The following is a 25094-nucleotide window of genomic DNA, read 5'->3' on the forward strand; positions in this document are numbered from 1 at the left end:
AACACCATCAAATTAGCGTAACATTTCCCCTACGAAATAGAAACTAATACGAAAAAAGCAACCATTCCTAAAGGAACAGTTGCTTTTTACTTAAGCTTTGACAGCTTTTGGTTCACGACCTAAAATAGCTTGAAGAACAGTCAATACACCTAAAGAAGCTAAAATTGTATAAATTAGACTTGAGTAAGTTAAGATACCGAAATCCCAAGTTTTGTAAACTAATAAAACAATTGCTAAGGCGATAATAGCGATAACGTTGAAGAACGCAAAAGCCCAAAGATTTCCGTTTTCTTTACGAGAAAGATAAAAAACAGAGAACCAAATGCTTAAAACGCCCCAAGCGATGCAGGCAATAATTGCAGCCCAATAAATAATAAATGCGACCATTGTTGTTTCACCTCACTTTTACTCATGCATATTTTACCACGAGTTGAGAAATTTGTCACAAACTCTTTCAAGATAAATCAATATATAGGTAAGAAGTTTTCAAAAAGTGGAAAAACTTTTGGTGCTAATGTTAAAATACGTTATAATATAGAAGATTAGGAGCTGAATCGATATGCAAGATATCACGCAAGCCGAGGCAATTCATTGGTTGGCAACCCAACAAAAAATCACATTTTTAACAGGTGCGGGTATCTCGACAGCCTCAGGTGTGCCAGATTATCGTTCCTTAAAAGGTGTCTATCAAGGAATCCAGCAACCGGAATACTTATTGAGCCGGACTTGCTTAAAAACAGAGCCAGAAAAGTTTTATCAATTCGTTAAAACGCTCTATCATCCAGACGCACAACCTAATATCATTCACCAGAAAATGGCCCAATTAGAGCAAATGAAACGGGGAAAAATTGTTTCACAAAATATTGATGGGCTTCATCGAAAAGCAGGTAGCCAAGAAGTGGTGGACTTTCATGGTAATTTATATGAATGTTATTGCCAAACTTGTGGTGCAACGGTTCCTTGGCAAGACTATTTGCTTAGTGATCGGCACGCTGATTGTCATGGACAAATCCGTCCAGCTATTACTTTGTATGAAGAAGGACTATCCGAAGAGGCAATTGAAAAAGCCATTCAGGCCGTTGCTTCTGCCGACTTAATCGTGATTGTCGGCACGAGTTTTCAAGTGCATCCATTTTGCGATTTGATTCATTATAAACAACCAACGGCAACTATTTTAGCCATTAATCAAACGCCGCTATTTTTACAACAACCTTATTATTTTTTAGAAGCGAAAGCCGAAACGATATTTGCAGAATTAACGATAAAGGAGTAACGGAATGGAAGAATTTAAATCAGAAAAAGAAAAAATGATCGCAGGTGCACTATATTTTGCCTCAGATCCTGAATTAGTGGCTGATCGCAAAAAAGCCCGTGAACAAATGGCGTTAATTAACCAACAACCAGACACTTATATTCGTCGTCAATTAATAGAAGAAACGTTTGGAAAAGTGGGTGTCGGGACGTACATCGAACCGATGATTCAATTTGATTATGGCTACAACATTTCTGTGGGAAAAAATTTCTATGCCAATTTTAATAACGTTTTTTTAGATGTTTGTCCAATCGAAATTGGCGATAACTGTATGTTTGGACCCAATGTGCAACTTTATACAGCCGAGCATCCATTACAAGCGGCCAAGCGTAATAGCGGAATGGAATCAGGGAAACGAATTATCATTGGCAACAATGTTTGGATTGGCGGTGGAGCGATTGTCCTTCCTGGCGTAACATTAGGCGATAATGTAGTGGTGGCAGCAGGTGCTGTTGTGACCAAATCGTTTCCAGAAAACTGTGTGATCGCAGGTAATCCAGCACGGATAATTAAAGAATTGACTGAAGATGACGCCCCAACAACTTCTTTAGAACAACAACGAGCAAAGATTAACCAAATCGATAAGGAACTGGTCCGTTTATTAGAACAGCGGATGGACGTCGTCGCAGAGATTGCTGCAGTGAAAAAGAAAGCAGGTCATGCGGTTTTTGATTCTGAAAGAGAACAACAAGTATTAGAAACTATTCTGAATCATGTTGAAAATGCCGAGTATGAAGAAACATTATCTGAGACTTTCCAGGGAATTATGGACGCCTCTAAACGTTTCCAAGAAAAACATTTAGGAGAGTGAGGCGAAGGTCGTGGATGGAGAAATCAGAAGAAGAGAGATTGTTAAAAGATTAAGAGAGACCGAAAAGCCAATTAGTGCCACTCGTTTTGCAAAAGCTTTTGATGTCAGCAGACAAATTATTGTAGGAGATGTCGCTCTATTACGGGCGACAGGGGTCGAAATTGTCGCAACAGCTCGAGGGTATATGTTGGAACAACCTTTAGAAGGAATTGAACGGAAAATTGCTTGTCAACATACACCTGAACAAACGAGAGAAGAATTGTCAGTCATTGTTGCCAAAGGTGGAGAAGTGGTAGATGTGAGTATTGCACATCCGCTTTATGGGGAATTAATCGGCAGTTTGCGCATTCAATCAGAGAAAGATATTGATAAATTTATGGACAAGTATCAAAAAGAGCATGCTACATTACTATCAGTTTTAACAGGAGGCGTCCATCTGCATACTATTCGCTGTGCAGACGAAGAAACTTTCCAAGAAATCAAAGAGGCACTTCGAAAAAAAAGTATTTTGTTTGAAGGATAACGAGAAAAAGAGAGGACGTTGATGTTTGTTCAAGCCCTTTCTTTTTTTTCTTAGAAAATTACCAAAAAAAGATAGAAGAATTTGTGAATTTTCTTCTATTTTTTTAACTTTTTGCTAGAAATTTTTTATGAAACAGTATACTATTAAAAAAGGAGCCATTTAAACAATAACTATGTCAATTATATATGTTGGTACATAAAAATAAATGGAGAAAAATAAAAAAGGAGAATGAGTATGAAAAAACAATTTGCCCTGTTCTCTACCTTATTACTTTTAGGTTCATCAATGCCAGTAGGTGCATTTGCAGAAGGTAATAACTTGGTAGCTGAAAATAGTTCTGTTGCAGAAACAACCGCAGAAGCAACAACTGCTGAAGACACTGAAACGACAGCAACTAGTGAAACAACAGAAGCGACAGAAGAATCAACAACTGAAACAGAAAGTTCAACCGAATCAAGTGAATCTACAACCACGGAGTCCACGGAAACGTCAGGAACCGAAACGACAGATTCCACAACGGATTCAACATCCACAAGTACGACAGAATCGACTACTGACTCCACCTCAACGAGTACAACAGAGTCAACCACAGATTCTACGTCAACAAGTACAACTGAATCAAGTACCACGCCGACGACCACACCAAGTTCTTCTAAAGAACAGCCAAAACCTGGCACGAGTACTTCTGAATCAAAACAGCCGGCGAAACCAGTGACACCAACAGCGCCAGCTGAAAAGCCAGTAGAACAACCAGCAGCGTCAACACCGCAGCCTGAAATAGTCCCACCAGTTACAAATGAAACGGTTGGGTTAGTGGAAGACGATGAGACGTTTACGGTCAGCAAAACGAAGAAGACAGAAGAGTTTATTCAAGAAATCGGTGAATCTGCTCGGAAAGTGGCCAAGGACAAAAACTTATATGCTAGTGTGATGATTGCTCAAGCAATTTTAGAAAGTGGCAGCGGCAATAGTAAATTAAGCCAGAAACCAAACTACAATTTGTTTGGTATTAAAGGCGATTACAAAGGTCAATCTGTTTCTTTTATTACCTATGAAGACAATGGTTTCGGTAACCTATACACAGTAGAAGCAAAATTCCGTCAATATCCAACGTATAAAGAATCGATGGAAGATTATGCGAAATTATTGAAAAATGGTTTAGATTCCAATAAAGATTTCTATCATGGTGTCTGGAAAACGGAAGCCAAATCATACAAAGAAGCGACGCGTTTCCTAACAGGAAAATATGCAACGGACAAAGATTACCATAAGAAATTAAATGCGTTAATTAAAACATACGATTTAACTTATTATGATAAAGAAAAAGCAACCGTTGAACCAATGGAATCAAATTTCCCAGCCTATAATGGCAAAAACTATGACACCTTTAATAGTTATGCTTGGGGCAACTGTACACAATATGTTTACAACCGTATTACGCAATTAGGTAAACGTGTGGACTTAACAATGGGGAATGGTCAAGATTGGGGCGAAACAGGTCGTGCACGCGGGTACAAAGTAAGTCGTACACCAAAAGCAGGTGCAGCGGTTTCCTTCCCAGCTGGTGTTTTAGGCGCAGACAATACTTATGGTCATGTCGCATTTGTGGAAAAAGTCTTTAAAGATGGTAGCATCTTAATTTCTGAAATGAACGTGAAGGGATTAAACGTTGTTTCGACACGTACAATCTCAGCCGATGAAACACATTTAATGAACTATATCGTTCCAAAAGATAAATAAAAAAATCAGCTCTTTGTCAATAAGAACGAATGAGTTGGAAAAATCAAAGCTAGTACTGAAGAATCAATTTTAATTCTTCAGTGCCAGCTTTTTTTGTGGCAAAAGTTCTCTCCAATAAAGTTTAATACATTCAGTTATTGCCAGGAGGCTTCAGGTCGGGATGAGTTAGCAACAGTCGCTGAGAGCTATATTTTTTTAGGTAGAATCATTTACTTTTAGGTGAAAGATGTCTTATAATTGTAAGCGGATACAAAAATAAAAAAAGAGGTGGGTAAATGAGTAAAAAAGAAATAAATCAAGTAGTTGCCAGTAGCTATCAATTGTATATTAATGGAGAGTGGACAACAGGTAGTGGTAACAAAATGATTGCTAGTTACAATCCTAGTAATGGCGAAAAATTAGCAGAATTTGTTGATGCCACAAATGCAGATGTGGATCGAGCTGTAGAAGCAGCTCAAGAAGCGTTTCAGACATGGAAAGATGTTGACGTTGTAACAAGAAGCAATCTTTTATTGAAAATTGCTGATTTGATTGAAGAAAATCAAGAACATTTGGCTATGGTGGAGACTTTAGATAATGGAAAACCGCTTCGGGAAACGCAATCGATTGATGTCCCTGCCAGTGCAGACCATTTTCGGTATTTTGCTAGTGTGATTCGTGGAGAAGAAGGATCTGTCAAAGAATTTGATAAGGATACGTTATCCATTGTTGTGAAAGAACCCATTGGTGTTGTGGGTCAAATTATTCCGTGGAATTTCCCCTTATTAATGGGTGCTTGGAAATTAGCGCCAGCGTTGGCAGCAGGTAATACGGTTGTGATTCATCCGTCCTCGAGCACATCATTAAGTCTGTTGGAATTGTTTAAGATTTTTGATCAAGTCTTGCCGAAAGGAGTAGTGAATTTAATCACCGGTCGTGGTTCTGATTCAGGAAATTATATGTTGGCACATCCAGGGTTTGATAAGCTAGCTTTTACAGGTTCAACAGAGGTGGGGTACACTGTCGCTAAAGCGGCGGCCGACCGCCTAATTCCAGCCACTTTAGAACTTGGCGGAAAATCAGCCAACATTATTTTTGAAGATGCCAATTGGGAACGTGCATTAGAAGGCGTGCAGTTAGGGATTTTATTCAATCAAGGGCAAGTTTGTTGTGCTGGGTCTCGTGTGTTCGTTCAGTCAGGTATTTATGATCAATTTGTAGAAGCTTTAAAGGAAAAGTTTGAACAAGTGAACGTTGGTTTCCCGTGGGAAAAAGATGTTGAAATGGGCGCTCAGATCAATGAGCATCAATTGGAAGAAATTTTAAAATATGTCGAAATTGGTGTGAAGGAAGGAGCTACGCTGATTACTGGTGGGCAACGTTTAACAGAAAATGGGCTAGACAAGGGGGCGTTTTTAGCACCTACGTTATTAGCGAATGGTACGAATACAATGTGTGTGGCCCAAGAAGAAATCTTTGGTCCTGTTGCAACAGTGATTAAATTTGAAACGGAAGAAGAAGTCATTCGTTTAGCTAATGATTCTGAATATGGTCTAGGTGGTGCCGTCTTTTCTCAAGATATCAATGTGGCATTACGGGTTGCTCGTGGTGTACGGACAGGTCGGATGTGGGTCAACACATACAATCAATTGCCTGCGGGCGCGCCATTTGGCGGTTATAAAAAATCAGGAATTGGTCGAGAAACGCATAAATCAATGCTAGATGCTTATACGCAAATGAAAAATATTTACATTGTGACAAAAGAAGAAGCAGATGGACTGTATTAAGTAGTGTAGTGAATTTTAGATAACAAACTTATTTTTGGTTATTGTTATTTTTCGAGCTAAACAAAACAATAATTTTTTTAAAAAGTTGAGTGATGAGTAAAGTAAAACAGATTAAAAGTAAAGCCTGGTACAAAAATCACTTTGGATTTTTGTACCAGGCTTTAAAGCGGAGTAACAATAGTGTTCACTCTTGGTTGTTTTTAATTTTTGACTATTGTAGAAGGAGTTATTTTGCTTCTTCTGCTTCAAATTTAGCAAAAGCTGTTTCAATAACTTCTTTTAATGCAGAAGCAGAAGCTTCCATTTTTTCTTGTTCAGCATCTGTTAATGGAATTTCAATGACTTGTTTAACGCCTTGGCGGTTGATGATCGCTGGTGCACCGATATAAATATCGTTTTGACCATATTCACCTTCTAAATAAACAGATAGTGGTAACACAGAGTTTTCATCGTTTAGGATAGCTTTAGTGATACGCGCTAGTGCAACCGCGATTCCATAGAAAGTAGCTCCTTTTTTCTCGATGATTGTGTAAGCAGCGTCGCGTACGTTGAAGAATAAATTAACCATTGCTTCTTCATCGACGTCAGGATTATTTTTCACCCATTCGTAAATTTGTAAGCCAGCGACATTCGCATGTGACCAAACTGGGAATTCTGTATCTCCGTGTTCCCCTAAGATGTAGGCATGGACATTTCGTGCATCAACATCAACTAATTCGGCAATTGCTTGACGGAAACGAGCAGAATCTAGTGAAGTTCCTGAACCGATTACTCGTTCTTTCGGGAAGCCAGAGAATTTCCAAGTTGAATAAGTCAAAATATCAACTGGGTTTGCGGCAACTAAGAAGATACCGTTGAAACCAGAATCAACAATTGTTGTAACGATTTCTTTATTAATTTTCAAGTTTTTATGAACTAAGTCTAAACGAGTTTCGCCTGGTTTTTGAGGCGCACCAGCTGTTAAGACAACTAAGTCTGCATCATGGCAATCGTCATAAGTAGCAGCATAGATTTTTTTAGGAGAAGTAAATGCTAATGCGTGAGATAAGTCCAACGCGTCTCCTTCAGTTTTTGGTACATTAATATCAATAATCCCAACTTCTTGAGCAATATTCTGAGTTACTAAAGCAAAGGCATAGCTAGAACCTACGGCACCGTCCCCGACTAAAATTACTTTTTGGTGATCTTTATTCCCTGCGGCTGCAGTCATGTGTACCATTCCTTCCTCTACATTCTTTTTCATGAGCAACGAGTTTTTATTTCCTGTTGCTAAAGTGATAGTAACATGGTTTGTAAAAAATGTCACGAACTTTGATTGTAAAAATGATACAGTTTTCAGACCTGTTTCAAAATGGTAGCTCTTACATGTGCGTAATTTCACTATCTTACGCATATTTAAATTTCTAAAAAATTTTTTTACATCTTTCTTAATCTTCAAAGACTGCGAGTTTTTTTATTTCTATGGTATAATGAATAAAACTGGGTAGCGCATACGCTTCCCAGCCATTTTGTGTTGGCAAGCTTATAATCCAAGGAGAATGAAAGATGAAAGTAATCGTAGGACTGGGAAATCCCGGTAGTAAATACAAAGAAACAAAACACAACATTGGCTTTATTACGCTAGATGAAATTGCGTATCGGCAAAATGTTTCGTTTAATAATAGTAATTTTGAAGCAGATATTGCAGAGTTTTTTATAGGGACTGAGAAAGTATTGTTAGTGAAACCATTAACATTTATGAATGAATCAGGTCGCTCTGTTGGGCCGCTGTTGACCTACTTTGGGGTAGATGAGGAAGACTTGATTGTTATTTATGATGACTTAGACTTAGAGGTCGGTAAAATTCGTTTACGGCAAAAAGGTAGTGCTGGCGGCCACAATGGGATAAAAAGTCTGATTGCCCATTTAGGAACTAATGTCTTTCCTAGAATTAAAATTGGCATTGGTCGGCCCTCAAAAAATGATACAGTTATCCACCATGTACTAAGTACTTTTCCCAAAGAAACACACGAAGAGATGTTACTTGCTGTAAAGAAAGCAGCCGATGCCGCTTTATATGCATGCGAAGGACATACGTTTGTTGAAACAATGAATCAATTTAATGGAAAATAGCAGAAAGGAGGGCCCTTGTTTGAATATTATCGAACGAATTAGCCAAACAGAAATTGCTAAATCATGGCGCAGTCAACTAATGACAACAGGAACGCGCCAACTAATTACTGGGTTATCAGGCTCTGCTAAAACATTACTGATGGCAGGCGCTTTACAAAAGACGCATCAAAAAATTGTTATTGCGGTCCCAAACCTATACTATGCCAATCAATTAGTAGATGATTTTTTAAATATTTTACCTTCAGAACAAGTTCATCTATTTCCAGTAGATGAAGTGTTATCCGCCGAAATGGCCTTTTCTTCACCAGAAGCGCGCGCAGATCGAGTGAGTGCGTTAAATTTCCTGATGACAGCGAATGCAGGAATCGTGGTCGTACCAGTAGCTGGACTACGAAAATATTTGCCAACGAAAGAAACGTGGCAAAATGCGCAACTTCATTGGGAAATCGGGACGGAAGTAGAACCTGAAATCCTCGCGCAACGCTTAGTGTTAATGGGCTATGAACGCCAATCGATGGTCGGGAAGCCTGGCGAATTTAGTATTCGCGGAAGCATTATTGATGTCTATCCGCTAAATGCCGAATACCCTGTTCGGGTGGAACTGTTTGATGTTGAAATTGACTCCATCCGTTATTTCGAAGCAGATACCCAACGTTCATTAGAAAATCTTGAAGAAGTAACGATTTCACCAATGACTGATTTAGTATTCTCAAAGGCAGATATGAATCATGGCATGATGAGGTTACAAGATGCTCTAGAAAAACGTTTAGCGACAGCTAAAGATCAAACGGAGACCGATTTTTTAGAAGAATATTTTGGTCAGTTGCTGTCTTCTTGGGAACAAGGGATTCCTACAGAAAATGCTCACTATTATACAGATTTTCTGTACCAACAAAAAACTACGCTGTTAGATTATTTACCAGAAAATAGTTTGCTTTTTGTGGATGATTATTCTCGTATGATGGAAACGGAGCGAGAAATCGCTAGAGAGGAAGCGGAATGGCAAACCCTGAAAATTGAAGAAATGCGCGTGTTTTCTGAACAAACTTTTGGCGTAGACTTTCATGATCAATTGCGAAAAACTGCACGAAATACGACCTTCTTTTCACTTTTTCAAAAAGGAATGGGGAATCTTCGTTTCCAAGAAGTCCATAATTTCCAATATCGTTCAATGCAACAATTCTTCGGTCAAATGCCGTTGCTAAAAGCGGAAGTGGACCGTTGGCAAAAGCAAAACCAAACGGTCGTTGTTTTTGTTCCTACGAAAGAACGGATTCAAAAAGTCGAAGAGCTATTTCAGGACTTTGACATACCTAGCGTAGTAAGCAATTGGGATCAGTTGTTAGATGGGCATGTCCAAATTGTCCAAGGGGCATTACAAACAGGGTTTGAATTACCTAAAAACAAGCTCGTGGCGATTACGGAAAAAGAAATTTTTCATACAACGACCAAAAAACGGGCACGTCGTCAAACAATCTCTAATGCGGAACGTTTGAAAAGTTATAGCGACTTAAAAACGGGCGATTATGTCGTTCATGCGAATCACGGGATTGGTAAATATATTGGTATGGAAACCTTAGAAGTTGATGGGGTCCATCAAGATTACATGACTATCTTGTACCAAAATGATGACAAGTTATTTATTCCAGTAACACAATTGAACTTGATTCAAAAGTTCGTTGCTTCCGAGTCTAAAACGCCGAAAATTAACAAGCTAGGCGGCAGTGAATGGACAAAAACCAAACGAAAAGTTGCTTCGAAAATTGAAGATATCGCGGATGATTTAATCTTACTTTATGCGACAAGAGAATCGGAAAAAGGCTATGCTTTTCCGCCAGATGATGCGTATCAAAAAGAATTTGAAGAGGCTTTTCCGTATTCTGAAACAGATGATCAATTACGTAGTGCTGCCGAAATTAAACACGACATGGAAAAATCTCGACCAATGGATCGTTTGTTAGTTGGCGATGTAGGGTTTGGTAAAACAGAAGTGGCTTTACGAGCGGCTTTCAAAGCTGTTAGCAACAATAAACAGGTTGCCTTTTTAGTGCCAACAACTATTTTAGCGCAACAACATTACGAAACGATTCAAGAGCGGTTTGAGGGCTTTCCTGTAGAAATTGGTTTATTAAGTCGTTTCCGCACGAAAAAACAGCAAAATGAAACAATTGAAAAAATTAAACATGGCCAAGTAGATATTGTGATTGGTACCCATCGTTTATTGTCGCAAGATATTAATTTTAGTGATTTAGGCTTGTTGATTATTGATGAGGAACAACGGTTTGGAGTGAAACATAAAGAACGACTAAAACAATTGCGTTCACAAGTGGATGTCTTGACGTTAACAGCAACGCCAATCCCAAGGACCCTTCATATGTCGATGTTAGGTGTCCGTGATTTATCCGTCATCGAAACCCCACCAGAGAATCGTTATCCAATCCAAACGTATGTCATGGAAAATAATCCTGGGGCGATTCGGGAAGCGATTGAGCGAGAAATGGCCCGAGATGGTCAAGTCTTTTATTTATACAATCGAGTAGATACGATTGAACGAAAAGTTGAAGAGTTACAAGCACTAGTTCCAGATGCACGAATTGCGTATGCACATGGTCAAATGACAGAAGTACAACTGGAGAATACTTTGTTTGATTTTATTGAAGGACAATATGATATATTAGTCACTACAACAATTATTGAAACAGGAGTAGATATTCCTAATGCTAATACCTTGTTTGTAGAAAATGCGGACTACATGGGCTTATCTACGTTGTATCAATTACGTGGTCGTGTGGGGCGTAGCAATCGAGTGGCCTATGCTTATTTTATGTACGAACAGCAAAAAATCCTAAACGAAGTTAGTGAGAAACGTTTAGAAGCAATTAAAGACTTTACGGAATTAGGTTCTGGGTTCAAAATTGCGATGCGTGACCTTTCCATTCGAGGGGCCGGAAACCTTCTTGGTGCCCAACAACATGGCTTCATTGATTCGGTTGGGTTTGATATGTACTCACAGATGTTATCTGAGGCAGTTGCTCGTAAACAAGGAAAAAATATCCAAGACCAAAAAACGTCTGTTGAAATTGATTTGGGCATCGATGCTTATATTCCAGGAACGTACATTACAGATGAACGACAAAAAATTGAAATTTATAAACGGATTCGTCAATTAGAAAATATGGATATGTACGAAGAATTAGAAGCGGACTTGTTAGACCGCTTTGGAGAGTATCCTGACGAAGTGGCGCATTTATTAACCACTGGCCGTATCAAAATGGATGGCGACCGTGCCTTGTTAGAAAGTATTCGTAAACGCGACCAAAAAGTCAAGTTTGTGTTAAGTAAAATTGGCACAAAAACATACTCTGTGGAGCAGTTGTTTGAAGCGTTATCGGCAACCAGCTTAAAAGCGGATCTAGCAGTTGAGAAAGAACAAATGACTATTTCCTTGAAGTTGCCGAAAGATTGTAAAGAAGCTGTTTGGATTCAAGAAATTGCTGCTTTTACAACCGCATTGCGACAAGAAAAATACAAACATTCGCAAGAAACGGATTCCCTTTAAAAGGAGGCCTAGAAGATGGCACAAAAAGAAATGCAACGAATGATGCAAGGTGCCGTTGTGTTAACCATTGCTTCCTTCATTGCAAAAGTGTTGAGTGCGTTTTATCGCGTTCCTTTTCAGAACTTTGTAGGGGATGAAGGATTTTACGTGTATCAGCAAGTTTATCCAATCTATGGGATTGCGATGACATTAGCATTGTCAGGCTTACCGCAATTTATTTCCAAAATTGTTGCTGAACAACCAGATATTCGGAGTCAAAAACAAGTGTTGCGCCAACTATATCCCTATGTGTTATGGTTAGCGATTGCTTGTTGGGCCTTCTTTTTCTTTGGTAGTCAAGAAATTGCTATTAGTATGGGGGATGCTGCACTCCAACCATTAATGGAAGTTGTTTCCTTTACCTTTTTACTCGTTCCAATTCTTTCTTTCTATCGTGGGAATTTTCAAGGTCATTTGTTGATGGTGCCTAGTGGTATTTCACAGGTGATGGAACAGTTTGTGCGTGTCGGGGTTATTCTAGTAGCTGCGTTGTCCTATCATTACTTTGGTGGCTCCATTTACCAAACGGGGACGGTGGCCATGAGTGGTGCGTTGGCTGGCGGTATCTTAGCGGTACTTGTCTTATGGTACTACAATCGAAAAATTCTTAGTGGAAGTACGGAATACTTGCATCAATGGAAGATTATGCCTCAAACCACAGGACTATTTAAACGTTTAATGATTGAGGGTGGTTTGGTCTCTTTATATAGTGCTTTTCTGATTCTATTTCAATTAATTGATTCCTTTAAAGTAAAAAATGCCCTCATGCTTTTCGGGCTCTCTGATTTAGCTGCGAAAGTGGACAAAGGGGTTTATGATAGAGGACAACCACTAGTTCAATTAGGATTGGTAATTGCTTTAGCTTTAAGCTCGACCTTTTTACCAGGTTTGACAAAATATTTTATGAAAAAAGACCGTCAACAATTTTTACAAGTTGCAAAAATCTTTTTACGCCTTACCACAACCTTGGCATCGGCGGCTTCGATTGGTCTAATGATGTTATTGCCGTACATGAACTTTACGCTTTTTAAAGATTATAAAGGCAACGATGTTTTAGGGGTGTATGTTTTATCCATCGCTTTTATGGCCATTATTCAGGCCTACCAAAGTATTGAACAAAGTCGCAATCGTTTTAAAGGTCCTTTAGTGGCAGCTGGTGTGGGCTTATTAGTGAAATTACTGACAACGGGCTTTTTCACCATTCGTTGGGGAACATTAGGTGCTAGTTGGTCTACCATCCTTGGGTTACTAGCGACGTTATTCGTTTTAGTCCGACAATCGGATGCAGCGATTAATTGTTTTGTTCGAGAACGAAACTTTTTGAAAAAACTGTTGCTTAGTTTAGCAATCATGATGCTGTCATTACTGGTCTATCAAGGAATTATCTCCATCTTGTTCCAAGGTGTGCATCACCGAAGTCAAGCGTTTTTCGTTACAGTTTTAGGTGTTGCAGTGGGTGGTACAGTTTTTATTAGCACCATCATTAAGTTAGAATTATTTACGATACGTGAATGGTTAAGTTTACCGTATGGCGCAAAAATTTTACGGATGAGACAAAAAAAATAAAAGAGGTGAATGTGATGCGGTTAGATAAATTTTTAAAAGTTTCTCGCATTATTAAAAGAAGAACAGTTGCCAAAGAAGTCGCTGATAAAGGTCGGATTCAAATCAACGGAGTCTTAGCCAAATCTTCTAGTACTGTGAAGATTGGTGACCTTGTCAAAATTCAATTTGGGAACAGAATTTTAGAAGTAGAAGTCCTGCAACTGAATGACTCTACGAAAAAAGAAGATGCCACAAAAATGTATGAAATAAAATCAGAAACACGTGTCTCTGAAGAATAAGCAGGTGAGGATGGAGCGCTTGGCAAGTTCATTGAAAAGATGAATATTCCAAGCGCTTCATCCTTTCAGCTTTTTAATGAAACAGACGCGCCGCTTTTGAAAAAAATTAATAAATCAACCGCTGTTATTTCAAAAGCAAAGAATATTTTAGAAAAAAGCTTGATTTTCTTTAACTTCTCTGAAATTAACATTAGACAAGGTTCTTAGATGTTGGTATAATAAAACGGACAATCCAAAGCGAGTGGAGCGAGACGATGGGAAAGAATGAAAAAAACTCGAAGAAAGTTGCGGCATTGGAAAATGACTACACGAAAGAACAGTATGTCGAATTCCAAAAACAACAGAAACAATTGATTTTTAGACGCAGACGCTTGGCAGCGATTTTTCTCGTGGCCTTCATTATTTTTGCCTTTTCTGGCATCCAATTGATGAAAGATTATCATCGCTTAGGTGCTTTCAAACAAGAACGAGCAGATGCAATTGCTGAATCCGTAGCAGTTGATAAGAAGGTCAAGGATCTAAAAAAAGACGTTGCTTTGTTAAAAGATGATGATTATGTGGCAAAATTAGCACGTAGCCGTTTCCTTCTCTCAAAAGAAGGCGAACAGATTTATCCCACACCAGAACAAATGAAAAAAACACAGACTTCTGGAGCGGAAGAAAGCAAGAGCAGTTCAGAAAAAAATAGTCAATCACAGTCTTCAACTGAAACAACTAAGTCTTCAGCTGAATAAACTGCAATTATAATTAGGGAAAAAATAGGAGGAACAATTTTTTTATGTCAATCGAAGTAGGAGCTAAATTGCCAGGAAAAGTGTCAGGGATTACTAACTTTGGTGCATTTATTGATTTAGGAGAAGGAAAAACTGGGTTAGTACACATCAGTGAAGTGTCTAATGGATTCGTTAAAGATATTCATGATGTATTAACAGTAGGTGACGAAGTAACAGTGAAAGTAACCTCAGTTGGTGACGACGGCAAAATTGGCTTATCGATCCGTAAAGCACAAGAGCCAGCAGAAGGGCAACAACCAAAACGTGAATTTCAACGTCGTGAAAACAATTATGAGAATCGTGACCGTAATCCACGCGCAGGGGGCAAAAAGCCTTTCAATAAACCACAAGCAAATAACAATAACAATAAACAAGATTTTGACTCATTGATGAGCTCTTTCTTGAAAGATAGTGATGACCGTTTATCTTCATTAAAACGTAATACTGAAGGCAAACGTGGCGGACGTGGCGGACGTCGCGGCTAAGCACAAACAAATAGGGGGACTGGGGATAACGAATGGGTTATTTCTCGGTTCCTCTTTTATTCTAAGGAAGAAAGAAGGGCGAACAATGTTTTGGCAGTTTTATAAACGAGGAAAAGAACAAGGATTTTGGCAACCGCATCAAACAATTGTGGTCGCCGTTTCTGGTGGTGTAGACTCCATGGCCCTTTTGACGTTAATGGAACAGGTGGCAGAAAAAGAACAATTACAATTGGTTGTTGCACACGTCAATCATCAATTGCGAGAAGCGTCGGCACAGGAAGCGCAATATCTCGCTACCTATTGTCAGCAGCGAGAGCTAACGTATTATGAAACACGTTGGGAAGACCCTGAAAAGCAACGGAATTTAGAAGCAAAAGCGCGCACATTTCGTTATGAATTTTTTAAAGAAGTCATGGAAATTGAAGGTGCGGCGGTCTTAATGACGGCACATCATCTAGACGATCAAGCGGAAACGATTTTAATGAAGCTGATTCGAGGAACTAATTTTTCCCATTCCGCAGGCATTAAAGAGAGACGTCCTTTTGCAACAGGGGAATTGATTCGTCCGTTACTTATTTATCCAAAAGAAGAATTGTATCAATTTGCACAGCGCCAAGCATTCGTTTATTTTGAGGACGAAACGAACCAAACCAATGAATATTTGAGAAATCGACTCCGTAATCAGGTTTTGCCGCTATTAAAGCAGGAAAATCCGCAATTCTTAGATCAGATTGCTTCTTTTAGTAATGAACAACGTTTTGCCCAAGAATTTATTCAAGAACAAATTGAGCCTCAATTATCTGAAGCCGTAGAACCGACCAAACAAGGCTGGCGCATTCCTTTGAAGAGATTATTAAAAGAAACGCCTGCGTACCAGCACTTCTTTTTAACCGCGTTTTTCCAAAAAACATTAGTGCCGTTAGGGGTTTCGTTAAACCAACGCCAGATGACACAAATTTTAAAAGTTTTGAATGATGAACGGCAACCGCAAGGCTCGGTTATGTTAGAACAGCAATGGCAACTAGCTAAAAGTTATGATTGGCTATGCTTAGAACAAAAACAGGCTGCACTGCGAGAAGAAGTTACACATTTATTAGTACCTGGTGCGGGGATTTATTTATCGGAAACCGAGTGGCTAGGATTAATTGCGACAGACAAACCGTTTCCTCTTCCTGAAGAGATTAATCAATGGGCGGGCCAGTTGTTGGCAATCCCGTTGACCACAGCCACACCTTTGACCGTTCGTCATCGCCAAAGTGGTGATCGGATTACATTAAAACCAGGGTTTACGAAAAAATTAAGCAGAGTTTTTATTGATCAAAAAGTGCCAAATGAAGCGAGAGAGAGTGCTTGGGTCATTACGGATGAGCAAGAGGAAATCATTTGGGTACCAAAATTTGCAAATTCCTATTTGAGTATTCCTTTAGAAACTGATAAAATACACTACAGACTCCTTTTTAAGACAAAGGAGTAATGCTGAAAGGAGCGCACTATGATAGAAAAAGATATTGAGAAAGTCCTAATCTCCAAAGAAGAAATTCTTGCGAAGTCTGCAGAGCTTGGCAAGCAACTGACAGAAGAATATCAAGGGAAAAATCCTTTAGTGGTCGGTATTTTAAAAGGTGCAGTACCATTTATGGCTGATTTGACTCGTGAAATCAATACTTATTTAGAATTGGACTTTATGGATGTATCTAGCTACGGCAACGCGACAGTTTCTTCAGGCGAAGTAAAAATTGTCAAAGACTTAGACACAAATGTCGAAGGTAGACATATTTTAATCGTAGAAGATATCATCGATAGTGGTCGTACATTAGCGTATTTAGTAGATTTGTTTAGATACCGTAAAGCTGCATCTGTGAAAATTGTTACCTTATTAGATAAACCAGAAGGCCGTGTAGTAGACATTAAAGCTGACTACGTAGGGTTTGATGTGCCCAATGAGTTTGTGGTCGGTTACGGATTAGACTATGCAGAAACGTACCGCAACTTGCCTTATATTGGCGTTTTAAAACCTGAAGTTTACGAATCAAATTAATATCTATCAAGGAATTAATTGTGTTACAATGTAAAGGTCAGGATTGATAAAAGAATAACATGAATTGTAATGATGAGCATAAGGAGGACAGGCATGAACAAAAAGAATAATGGCATGAAAAATGGTTTATACTACGTCTTAGTAGTACTTGCCATGGTCATGGTTGTCTATTTCATTTTTGGAAATAACAACCAACAATCGCCAGACATCGATTACTCAACCTTCCAACAACAATTGGAAGACGGAAAAGTCAAAGACATGACCATTCAACCAACCAATGGGGTTTACCGGATTGAAGGTCAGTATAAAGAAAAACAAGAAGTGAAAGACACAGGTGGTCTGTCATTGTGGGGCTCAACGCAAGCGTCGTCAAAAGGCTTCACAACAACCGTTTTACCTAGTGATACAACCTTAGCTGGCATTCAAGATGCGGCACAAAATAACAAGGTGAAGCTAGTTGTCAAAGAACAATCAACAAGTGGTGCTTGGTTGTCACTGTTGTTTAGTTTCTTACCATTAGTGATTATTTTCTTCTTCTTCTACATGATGATGAGCCAACAAGGCGGTGGCGGTGGCGGCGGTGGCCGTGTGATGAACTTCGGTAAATCAAAAGCCAAAGAAGCCGATAAAAAAGCTAACCGTGTCCGCTTCTCAGATGTAGCTGGTGCGGAAGAAGAAAAACAAGAATTAGTTGAAGTAGTGGAATTCTTAAAAGATCCACGTCGTTTCGCTGAATTAGGCGCACGGATTCCTGCGGGCGTACTATTAGAGGGACCTCCAGGGACTGGTAAAACGTTACTTGCTAAAGCTGTAGCAGGTGAAGCAGGTGTGCCATTTTACTCAATCTCAGGTTCAGATTTCGTTGAAATGTTTGTCGGGGTCGGTGCTAGCCGTGTCCGGGATTTATTTGAAACAGCGAAGAAAAACGCGCCTGCAATTATCTTTATCGATGAAATCGATGCAGTTGGTCGTCAACGTGGTGCTGGTATGGGTGGCGGACACGACGAACGTGAACAAACCCTTAACCAATTATTAGTTGAGATGGATGGTTTTGATGGCAATGAAGGAGTTATCGTAATTGCTGCAACGAACCGTTCAGACGTGTTAGACCCAGCGTTGTTACGTCCAGGTCGTTTTGACCGCCAAATCTTGGTAGGACGTCCAGATGTCAAAGGTCGTGAAGCGATTTTACGTGTTCATGCGAAAAACAAACCGTTAGCTGATGACGTTGATTTGAAAGTTGTTGCACAACAAACACCAGGTTTTGCTGGTGCTGATTTAGAAAATGTCTTAAACGAAGCAGCCTTAGTTGCCGCTCGTCGTAACAAGAAAAAAATTGATGCTTCTGATGTGGATGAAGCTGAAGACCGCGTAATTGCTGGTCCAGCTAAAAAAGATCGCGTGATTAATAAAAAAGAACGCGAAATGGTGGCTTACCATGAAGCGGGACACACAATCGTTGGTTTAGTCTTAAGCCGTGCCCGTGTTGTCCATAAAGTAACAATTATCCCTCGTGGTCGCGCAGGCGGTTATATGATTGCTTTACCAAAAGAAGATCAATTCTTAATGACTAAAGAAGATATGTTTGAACAAATCGTTGGCTTACTTGGTGGACGTACAGCAGAAGAAATTATCTTTGGCGTTCAATCAACAGGGGCTTCAAATGACTTTGAACAAGCAACAGGGATTGCCCGTAGCATGGTAACTGAATATGGAATGAGCGACAAATTAGGACCTGTTCAATATGAAGGAAACCATCAAGTCTTTGTCGGTCGTGATTATGGTCAAACAAAAGCTTACTCAGAACAAGTGGCGTTTGAAATCGATCAGGAAGTTCGTCGTATCTTAATGGATGCTCATACGAAAGCGCATGAAATTATCGAAGCGCACCGTGAACAACATAAACTAATCGCTGAAAAACTATTAGAATATGAAACATTAGATGCAAAAGCAATCAAATCATTATTTGAAACAGGTAAAATGCCTGAAGGTACTGACAGCGACTATCCTAGTGAAAAAGAAGCGCAAACATTCGAAGAAGCAAAACGTGCTTTAGAAGAAAAAGAAGCGCAAAAACAAGTTGAAGAAAAGCAAGACTTTGAAGAAGCGAAAAAAGAATTACATGATGAAGCAGAAGAAGTCAAAGTAGAAAGCGAACAAACAGAAAAAGAAGTCCAATCTGAAGAGAAAAAAGATTCAGATTCCAATTCTGAATATGATCGCAATAACTACGAAGATCGTTATAAATAACCAATTAGTAGAAGGTGCAGTATTTGTCGAGTTGACGAATACTGCACCTTCTATAATATTAAGATATTCTATAGAAGGAAGATTATTTGGTTGAAAAAACACCTGATTCCTAGTATTATCTGACTAATGGACAAAAAAGCACCAAGAGAAGAGGAAAAAGAATGGAAGATTATTTGGTAAAAGCCCTTTGTTATAAAGGTTCAATTCGAGCATATGCCATCAGTGCCACTGAAACTGTTAGTGAAGCGCAAAGAAGACATGATACATGGAGTTCTTCTACCGCAGCGTTAGGGCGCACATTGATTGGAGCCCTTTTACTAGGAGCGACTTTAAAAGGTGACGATAAATTAACTGTAAAAGTACAAGGAAATGGCCCAGCTGGCGCTATTATTGTCGATAGTAATGGCCGTGGAGAAACAAAAGGCTACATTAAAAATCCACATGTCAGCTTAAAGTTGAATGCAACAGGTAAAATTGATGTACGTGGCGCTGTCGGTAACGAAGGAATTTTCACAGTCATTAAAGATTTAGGATTAAAAGAAACCTTTTCTGGACAAACACCTATTGTTTCTGGTGAAATCGGTGAAGACTTTACATATTTTATGGCGGTCTCTGAACAAGTTCCTTCAGCTATCGGTTTAGGTGTATTGGTGGACACGGATGAATCGGTGAAAGCAGCCGGTGGTTTTATGATTCAAGTAATGCCAGGTGCCGATGAAAGTACCATTGATTTTATTGAACAGCGTCTAGCGGAAGTGCCACCAATTTCACAATTACTAGAAAATGGAGAAACACCTGAACAAGTCTTGTATCGCTTATTGGGAGAAGACGAAGTAGAAATTTTAGAAAAAATGCCTGTACAATTTAAATGTGACTGTTCCAAAGAAAAATTTGCGACCGCTTTAATTGCCGTTGGGATCGATGAATTAAATGCGATGATTGATGAAGATCATGGAGCAGAAGCAGTTTGTCAATTCTGTAACAATAAATATCACTATAGTGAAGAAGAATTAATTGAACTTCGCGATGAAGCGATTCGCAATACGAAACAAAAGTAGGAGGAAAGACTATGTGGAAAATTGGAGACGTTGAAATCCCCAACCGTGTTGTCGTAGCTCCGATGGCGGGTATTAGTAACGCCGCTTTTCGTGTGACTGTAAAAGAATTTGGCGCAGGATTAGTCGTTTGTGAAATGATTAGTGATAAAGGAATTAAATTAAGAAACAAAAAAACCTTAGAAATGCTATATATTGATGAGCGGGAATATCCTTTAAGTGTACAAATTTTTGGTGGAGATAAGGAAACATTAGTGGAAGCTGCTAAGTTTGTTGAAGAAAATACGCAAGCGGCGATTATTGATATTAACATGGGCTGCCCTGTCAATAAAATAATTAAAGCTGAAGCTGGTGCGAAATGGTTGCTGGATCCGAATAAAGTGCATGAGATGGTTCACGCAGTCTCTTCAGCAGTTTCTTTGCCTGTCACTGTAAAAATGCGAACAGGCTGGGATGAAGATCATCTATATGCTGTAGACAACGCTTTGGCTGCCGAACAAGCAGGGGCTTCGGCAATTGCTATGCATGGTCGGACGCGTGTCCAAATGTACGAAGGGACAGCCAACTGGGACGTTTTAAAGGAAGTGAAAAAGCATTTAAGCATTCCTTTTATGGGAAATGGCGATGTCAAAACGCCTGAAGATGCTAAACGCATGTTAGAATATGTTGGAGCGGATGGTGTGATGATTGGTCGAGCTGCTTTGGGCAATCCTTGGATGATTCAACGGACGAAAGAATACTTGGAAACGGGCGAATTGATGCCTGAGCCTTCACCAGCTGAAAAAATTAACATTGCAAAAGTTCATTTACAACGATTAGTGGATTTAAAAGGTGAAAAAATTGCGGTCCGTGAGTTTCGCCAACATGCTTCTTACTATCTAAAAGGAATCTCGCGAGCAGCCAAAGTGAAAGTTGCGATTAACCAAGTCGAAACACAACAAGCAGTTGTCGATTTACTTGATGCCTTTGTAGAGAAGATTTCCAAAGTTGCTGTAACTACTATAGAAGAATAAAAAATTCAAGCCGAAAGTAAAATTCGGCTTGCTTTTTTTCGAATTACTGTGGCATTATTAGGATAGGTTAAAATCAAGAATGGAGGAACAACAGTGGCAGAAGAACAACAAGCGCATTTAGAGGATTTAAATGATCAAATGCTCGTGCGCCGCGAAAAAATGGAAGCTTTACGTGAAGAAGGGATTGATCCTTTCGGTAAACGTTTCGATCGCACTCATAATTCAGCAGAACTTCATGAACAATATGATAATCATACAAAAGAAGAACTTAGTGAAATGAATACAGAAGTCAGCGTTGCTGGACGTATGATGACAAAACGTGGTAAAGGAAAAGCTGGTTTCGCCCATTTGCAAGACCGTGAAGGCCAAATTCAAATTTATGTTCGGAAGGACCAAGTTGGAGACGAAGCCTATGAACTATTTAAACATGCTGACTTAGGCGACTTCTTTGGTGTGACAGGTCAAGTAATGAAAACCAATACGGGGGAAGTTACTGTTAAAGCTCAAACAATTACGTTATTAACTAAAGCTTTGCGTCCATTGCCAGATAAATACCATGGATTAACGAATGTGGAACAACGCTATCGTCAACGCTATTTGGATTTAATCAGTAACAAAGAAAGCTTTGATCGTTTCATGAAACGCAGTCAAATTATTAGCGAAATCCGTCGTTATCTAGATGGCAATGGCTATGTCGAAGTAGAAACGCCTGTCTTGCATAACGAAGCAGGAGGAGCTGCTGCTCGTCCATTTATCACACACCATAATGCATTAGATATGGACTTATACTTACGCATTGCCCTAGAGTTACATTTAAAACGTTTAATTGTCGGTGGCATGGAAAAAGTATATGAAATTGGTCGTGTCTTCCGTAATGAAGGAATCGATACCACTCATAACCCAGAATTTACAATGCTAGAAGCTTATACCGCTTATACTGATTATCAAGATGTGATGGATTTAACAGAGGGAATTATTCGTAATGCTGCGGAAAAAGTCTTAGGAACTACTGATATCACGTACGATGGTCAAGCGGTTGACTTAGGAAGTCCTTTCAAACGTCTACACATGGTAGATGCGGTCAAAGAACAAACGGGCGTAGATTTTTGGCAAGAGATGACGATAGAAGAAGCCCGTGCGTTGGCTAAAGAACATAATGTTGAAATTACAGATGCCATGACAGTCGGTCATATCATTAATGAATTTTTCGAAACATTTGTAGAAGATACGTTGCAACAACCAACATTTATTTATGGTCACCCAGTAGCTGTTTCACCATTAGCGAAGAAAAATCCAGAAGATGGTCGTTTCACTGACCGCTTTGAACTATTTATTATCGGAAAAGAGTTTGCTAATGCATTTACAGAATTAAATGATCCAATTGACCAACGTGAACGTTTTGAAGAACAAGAAAAAGAACGGGAACAAGGAAATGATGAAGCACACGGAGTAGATGAAGATTTCATCGAAGCCTTAGAATATGGCTTACCACCAACCGGAGGATTAGGTATTGGGATTGATCGACTAGTTATGTTATTAACTGATGCACAATCAATTCGTGATGTCTTGCTATTCCCAACAATGAGATGAAAAAAGATGCCTTAAGGGCATCTTTTTTTTGTATTCGCAAAAAATTAAATAAAAAAAGAATAGAAAAACAATTGAAACCAATTCTTTTTTTCTAAAAAAATCGAAGATGGGTAATAAAAAGAATGGGTAATCTGATAAAAAAACGAACTTTATCTAATCGGATAAGAAAGAATAATCGGTATTGAAAAAAAGTTTAAAAAAAGTGAAAATAATGATTGACCAATGCTTGAAATCTTGGTATATTATTACATGTCGCAAGGCGAGTCACACAACTGAGCGATTCAGAAATCAATAATTAAATAACAATTCTTGATTTCAAATCTCTCGAAAAAAGTTCGAAAAAACAACAAAAAAGTTGTTGACAAATAACAAACGAGATGATAAGATATAGAAGTTGTCACAACAGACGACAACAACCGAGCAAAACAACTTAAAAAAACTTTTTTAAAAAAAGTTCTTGACATTCAAACGAAAGTTTGTTATGATATAAAAGTTGCTGCGAGGTAACGTAGACCTTTGAAAACTGAACAAAGAATAGACGAACCAAATGTGTAGGGCGTCTTGATTCAATTCAAGACAACAAACATTTTTAACAAGCAAGCAATATGCTAGCAAACAAATTGAGCTTAACAATCGCAAGATTGTTCTAACTTTTATTATGAGAGTTTGATCCTGGCTCAGGACGAACGCTGGCGGCGTGCCTAATACATGCAAGTCGAACGCTTCTTTCCTCCCGAGTGCTTGCACTCAATTGGAAAGAGGAGTGGCGGACGGGTGAGTAACACGTGGGTAACCTACCCATCAGAGGGGGATAACACTTGGAAACAGGTGCTAATACCGCATAACAGTTTATGCCGCATGGCATAAGAGTGAAAGGCGCTTTCGGGTGTCGCTGATGGATGGACCCGCGGTGCATTAGCTAGTTGGTGAGGTAACGGCTCACCAAGGCCACGATGCATAGCCGACCTGAGAGGGTGATCGGCCACACTGGGACTGAGACACGGCCCAGACTCCTACGGGAGGCAGCAGTAGGGAATCTTCGGCAATGGACGAAAGTCTGACCGAGCAACGCCGCGTGAGTGAAGAAGGTTTTCGGATCGTAAAACTCTGTTGTTAGAGAAGAACAAGGACGTTAGTAACTGAACGTCCCCTGACGGTATCTAACCAGAAAGCCACGGCTAACTACGTGCCAGCAGCCGCGGTAATACGTAGGTGGCAAGCGTTGTCCGGATTTATTGGGCGTAAAGCGAGCGCAGGCGGTTTCTTAAGTCTGATGTGAAAGCCCCCGGCTCAACCGGGGAGGGTCATTGGAAACTGGGAGACTTGAGTGCAGAAGAGGAGAGTGGAATTCCATGTGTAGCGGTGAAATGCGTAGATATATGGAGGAACACCAGTGGCGAAGGCGGCTCTCTGGTCTGTAACTGACGCTGAGGCTCGAAAGCGTGGGGAGCAAACAGGATTAGATACCCTGGTAGTCCACGCCGTAAACGATGAGTGCTAAGTGTTGGAGGGTTTCCGCCCTTCAGTGCTGCAGCAAACGCATTAAGCACTCCGCCTGGGGAGTACGACCGCAAGGTTGAAACTCAAAGGAATTGACGGGGGCCCGCACAAGCGGTGGAGCATGTGGTTTAATTCGAAGCAACGCGAAGAACCTTACCAGGTCTTGACATCCTTTGACCACTCTAGAGATAGAGCTTTCCCTTCGGGGACAAAGTGACAGGTGGTGCATGGTTGTCGTCAGCTCGTGTCGTGAGATGTTGGGTTAAGTCCCGCAACGAGCGCAACCCTTATTGTTAGTTGCCATCATTTAGTTGGGCACTCTAGCGAGACTGCCGGTGACAAACCGGAGGAAGGTGGGGATGACGTCAAATCATCATGCCCCTTATGACCTGGGCTACACACGTGCTACAATGGGAAGTACAACGAGTCGCTAGACCGCGAGGTCATGCAAATCTCTTAAAGCTTCTCTCAGTTCGGATTGCAGGCTGCAACTCGCCTGCATGAAGCCGGAATCGCTAGTAATCGCGGATCAGCACGCCGCGGTGAATACGTTCCCGGGCCTTGTACACACCGCCCGTCACACCACGAGAGTTTGTAACACCCGAAGTCGGTGAGGTAACCTTTTTGGAGCCAGCCGCCTAAGGTGGGATAGATGATTGGGGTGAAGTCGTAACAAGGTAGCCG

The 25094-nt window shown here is 39.8% G+C and carries 19 protein-coding genes and 1 rRNA gene (1 of these 20 running past the window's edge); 18 read left to right on the forward strand and 2 right to left on the reverse strand.

The window, feature by feature from the left end; genetic code table 11:
• Positions 1-90 precede the first annotated feature (90 nt).
• Positions 91-387 carry a hypothetical protein gene (locus IGL37_RS00915; RefSeq protein ID WP_002356244.1) on the reverse strand — a complete coding sequence of 99 codons (297 nt, stop codon included), beginning with the start codon at positions 385-387 and terminating at the stop codon, positions 91-93.
• A 172-nt stretch (positions 388-559) separates the two neighbouring features.
• On the opposite strand from IGL37_RS00915, the gene IGL37_RS00920 reads away from it, so the two are divergent.
• The 5 genes from IGL37_RS00920 to IGL37_RS00940 all read left to right on the forward strand — a co-directional run bounded on the left by IGL37_RS00920 (position 560) and on the right by IGL37_RS00940 (position 6152).
• The gene (locus IGL37_RS00920; RefSeq protein ID WP_002381369.1) at positions 560-1273 is read left to right on the forward strand and encodes an NAD-dependent protein deacylase; all 714 of its coding nucleotides are present in this window, start codon (positions 560-562) and stop codon (positions 1271-1273) included.
• A 4-nt stretch (positions 1274-1277) separates the two neighbouring features.
• Positions 1278-2123, forward strand: coding sequence for a chorismate mutase (locus IGL37_RS00925; protein ID WP_002363448.1), 846 nt, complete (start codon positions 1278-1280; stop codon positions 2121-2123).
• Positions 2124-2133: 10 nt separating this feature from the next.
• Positions 2134-2646 (forward strand): transcription repressor NadR, encoded by a 513-nt coding sequence (locus IGL37_RS00930; protein ID WP_002356248.1) that lies wholly within the window; start codon positions 2134-2136, stop codon positions 2644-2646.
• 228 nt (positions 2647-2874) lie between these two features.
• Entirely contained in the window at positions 2875-4386 is a 1512-nt protein-coding gene (locus IGL37_RS00935) for a glucosaminidase domain-containing protein (RefSeq protein ID WP_025190311.1), read from the forward strand.
• Between the two features lie 275 nt (positions 4387-4661).
• On the forward strand, positions 4662-6152 hold the full coding sequence (locus IGL37_RS00940; RefSeq protein ID WP_002361555.1) for an aldehyde dehydrogenase family protein: 1491 nt from the start codon (positions 4662-4664) through the stop codon (positions 6150-6152).
• A 226-nt stretch (positions 6153-6378) separates the two neighbouring features.
• On the opposite strand, the gene IGL37_RS00945 is transcribed toward IGL37_RS00940, so the two are convergent.
• The gene (locus tag IGL37_RS00945; protein WP_002356251.1) at positions 6379-7362 is read right to left on the reverse strand and encodes an L-lactate dehydrogenase; all 984 of its coding nucleotides are present in this window, start codon (positions 7360-7362) and stop codon (positions 6379-6381) included.
• A gap of 335 nt (positions 7363-7697) precedes the next feature.
• On the opposite strand from IGL37_RS00945, the gene pth reads away from it, so the two are divergent.
• The 13 genes from pth to IGL37_RS01010 all read left to right on the forward strand — a co-directional run.
• Positions 7698-8264, forward strand: a complete 567-nt coding sequence (pth, locus tag IGL37_RS00950; RefSeq protein ID WP_002361556.1) for an aminoacyl-tRNA hydrolase — start codon at positions 7698-7700, stop codon at positions 8262-8264.
• Positions 8265-8283: 19 nt separating this feature from the next.
• Positions 8284-11823, forward strand: a complete 3540-nt coding sequence (gene mfd, locus IGL37_RS00955) for a transcription-repair coupling factor (protein WP_002379909.1) — start codon at positions 8284-8286, stop codon at positions 11821-11823.
• A 15-nt stretch (positions 11824-11838) separates the two neighbouring features.
• On the forward strand, positions 11839-13428 hold the full coding sequence (locus IGL37_RS00960) for a putative polysaccharide biosynthesis protein (protein ID WP_002361558.1): 1590 nt from the start codon (positions 11839-11841) through the stop codon (positions 13426-13428).
• A 14-nt stretch (positions 13429-13442) separates the two neighbouring features.
• Positions 13443-13706 (forward strand): RNA-binding S4 domain-containing protein, encoded by a 264-nt coding sequence (locus IGL37_RS00965; RefSeq protein WP_002356255.1) that lies wholly within the window; start codon positions 13443-13445, stop codon positions 13704-13706.
• A gap of 254 nt (positions 13707-13960) precedes the next feature.
• The gene (locus IGL37_RS00970) at positions 13961-14440 is read left to right on the forward strand and encodes an FtsB family cell division protein (RefSeq protein WP_002356257.1); all 480 of its coding nucleotides are present in this window, start codon (positions 13961-13963) and stop codon (positions 14438-14440) included.
• Positions 14441-14484: 44 nt separating this feature from the next.
• Positions 14485-14964 (forward strand): S1 domain-containing RNA-binding protein, encoded by a 480-nt coding sequence (locus IGL37_RS00975; protein ID WP_002356258.1) that lies wholly within the window; start codon positions 14485-14487, stop codon positions 14962-14964.
• Between the two features lie 85 nt (positions 14965-15049).
• Entirely contained in the window at positions 15050-16438 is a 1389-nt protein-coding gene (gene tilS, locus IGL37_RS00980) for a tRNA lysidine(34) synthetase TilS (RefSeq protein ID WP_002378722.1), read from the forward strand.
• Between the two features lie 18 nt (positions 16439-16456).
• Positions 16457-17002: a hypoxanthine phosphoribosyltransferase gene (gene hpt, locus IGL37_RS00985; protein ID WP_002356260.1), complete on the forward strand. Its 546-nt coding sequence runs from the start codon at positions 16457-16459 to the stop codon at positions 17000-17002.
• Between the two features lie 93 nt (positions 17003-17095).
• Positions 17096-19252, forward strand: coding sequence for an ATP-dependent zinc metalloprotease FtsH (ftsH, locus tag IGL37_RS00990; RefSeq protein WP_002364513.1), 2157 nt, complete (start codon positions 17096-17098; stop codon positions 19250-19252).
• Positions 19253-19413: 161 nt separating this feature from the next.
• Complete coding sequence (gene hslO, locus IGL37_RS00995) at positions 19414-20310, forward strand: Hsp33 family molecular chaperone HslO (RefSeq protein ID WP_002359370.1); 897 nt, start codon at positions 19414-19416, stop codon at positions 20308-20310.
• An 11-nt stretch (positions 20311-20321) separates the two neighbouring features.
• A complete protein-coding gene (gene dusB / locus IGL37_RS01000) occupies positions 20322-21320 on the forward strand; it encodes a tRNA dihydrouridine synthase DusB (protein WP_002396119.1) in 999 nt (332 codons plus the stop codon).
• A 93-nt stretch (positions 21321-21413) separates the two neighbouring features.
• Positions 21414-22910 carry a lysine--tRNA ligase gene (gene lysS, locus IGL37_RS01005; protein ID WP_002359372.1) on the forward strand — a complete coding sequence of 499 codons (1497 nt, stop codon included), beginning with the start codon at positions 21414-21416 and terminating at the stop codon, positions 22908-22910.
• A gap of 654 nt (positions 22911-23564) precedes the next feature.
• Positions 23565-25094 (forward strand): 16S ribosomal RNA (locus tag IGL37_RS01010) (it continues 31 nt past the right edge of the window).

Source organism: Enterococcus sp. AZ119, assembly GCF_050546175.1.
In the GTDB taxonomy this organism is placed as follows: domain Bacteria; phylum Bacillota; class Bacilli; order Lactobacillales; family Enterococcaceae; genus Enterococcus; species Enterococcus faecalis.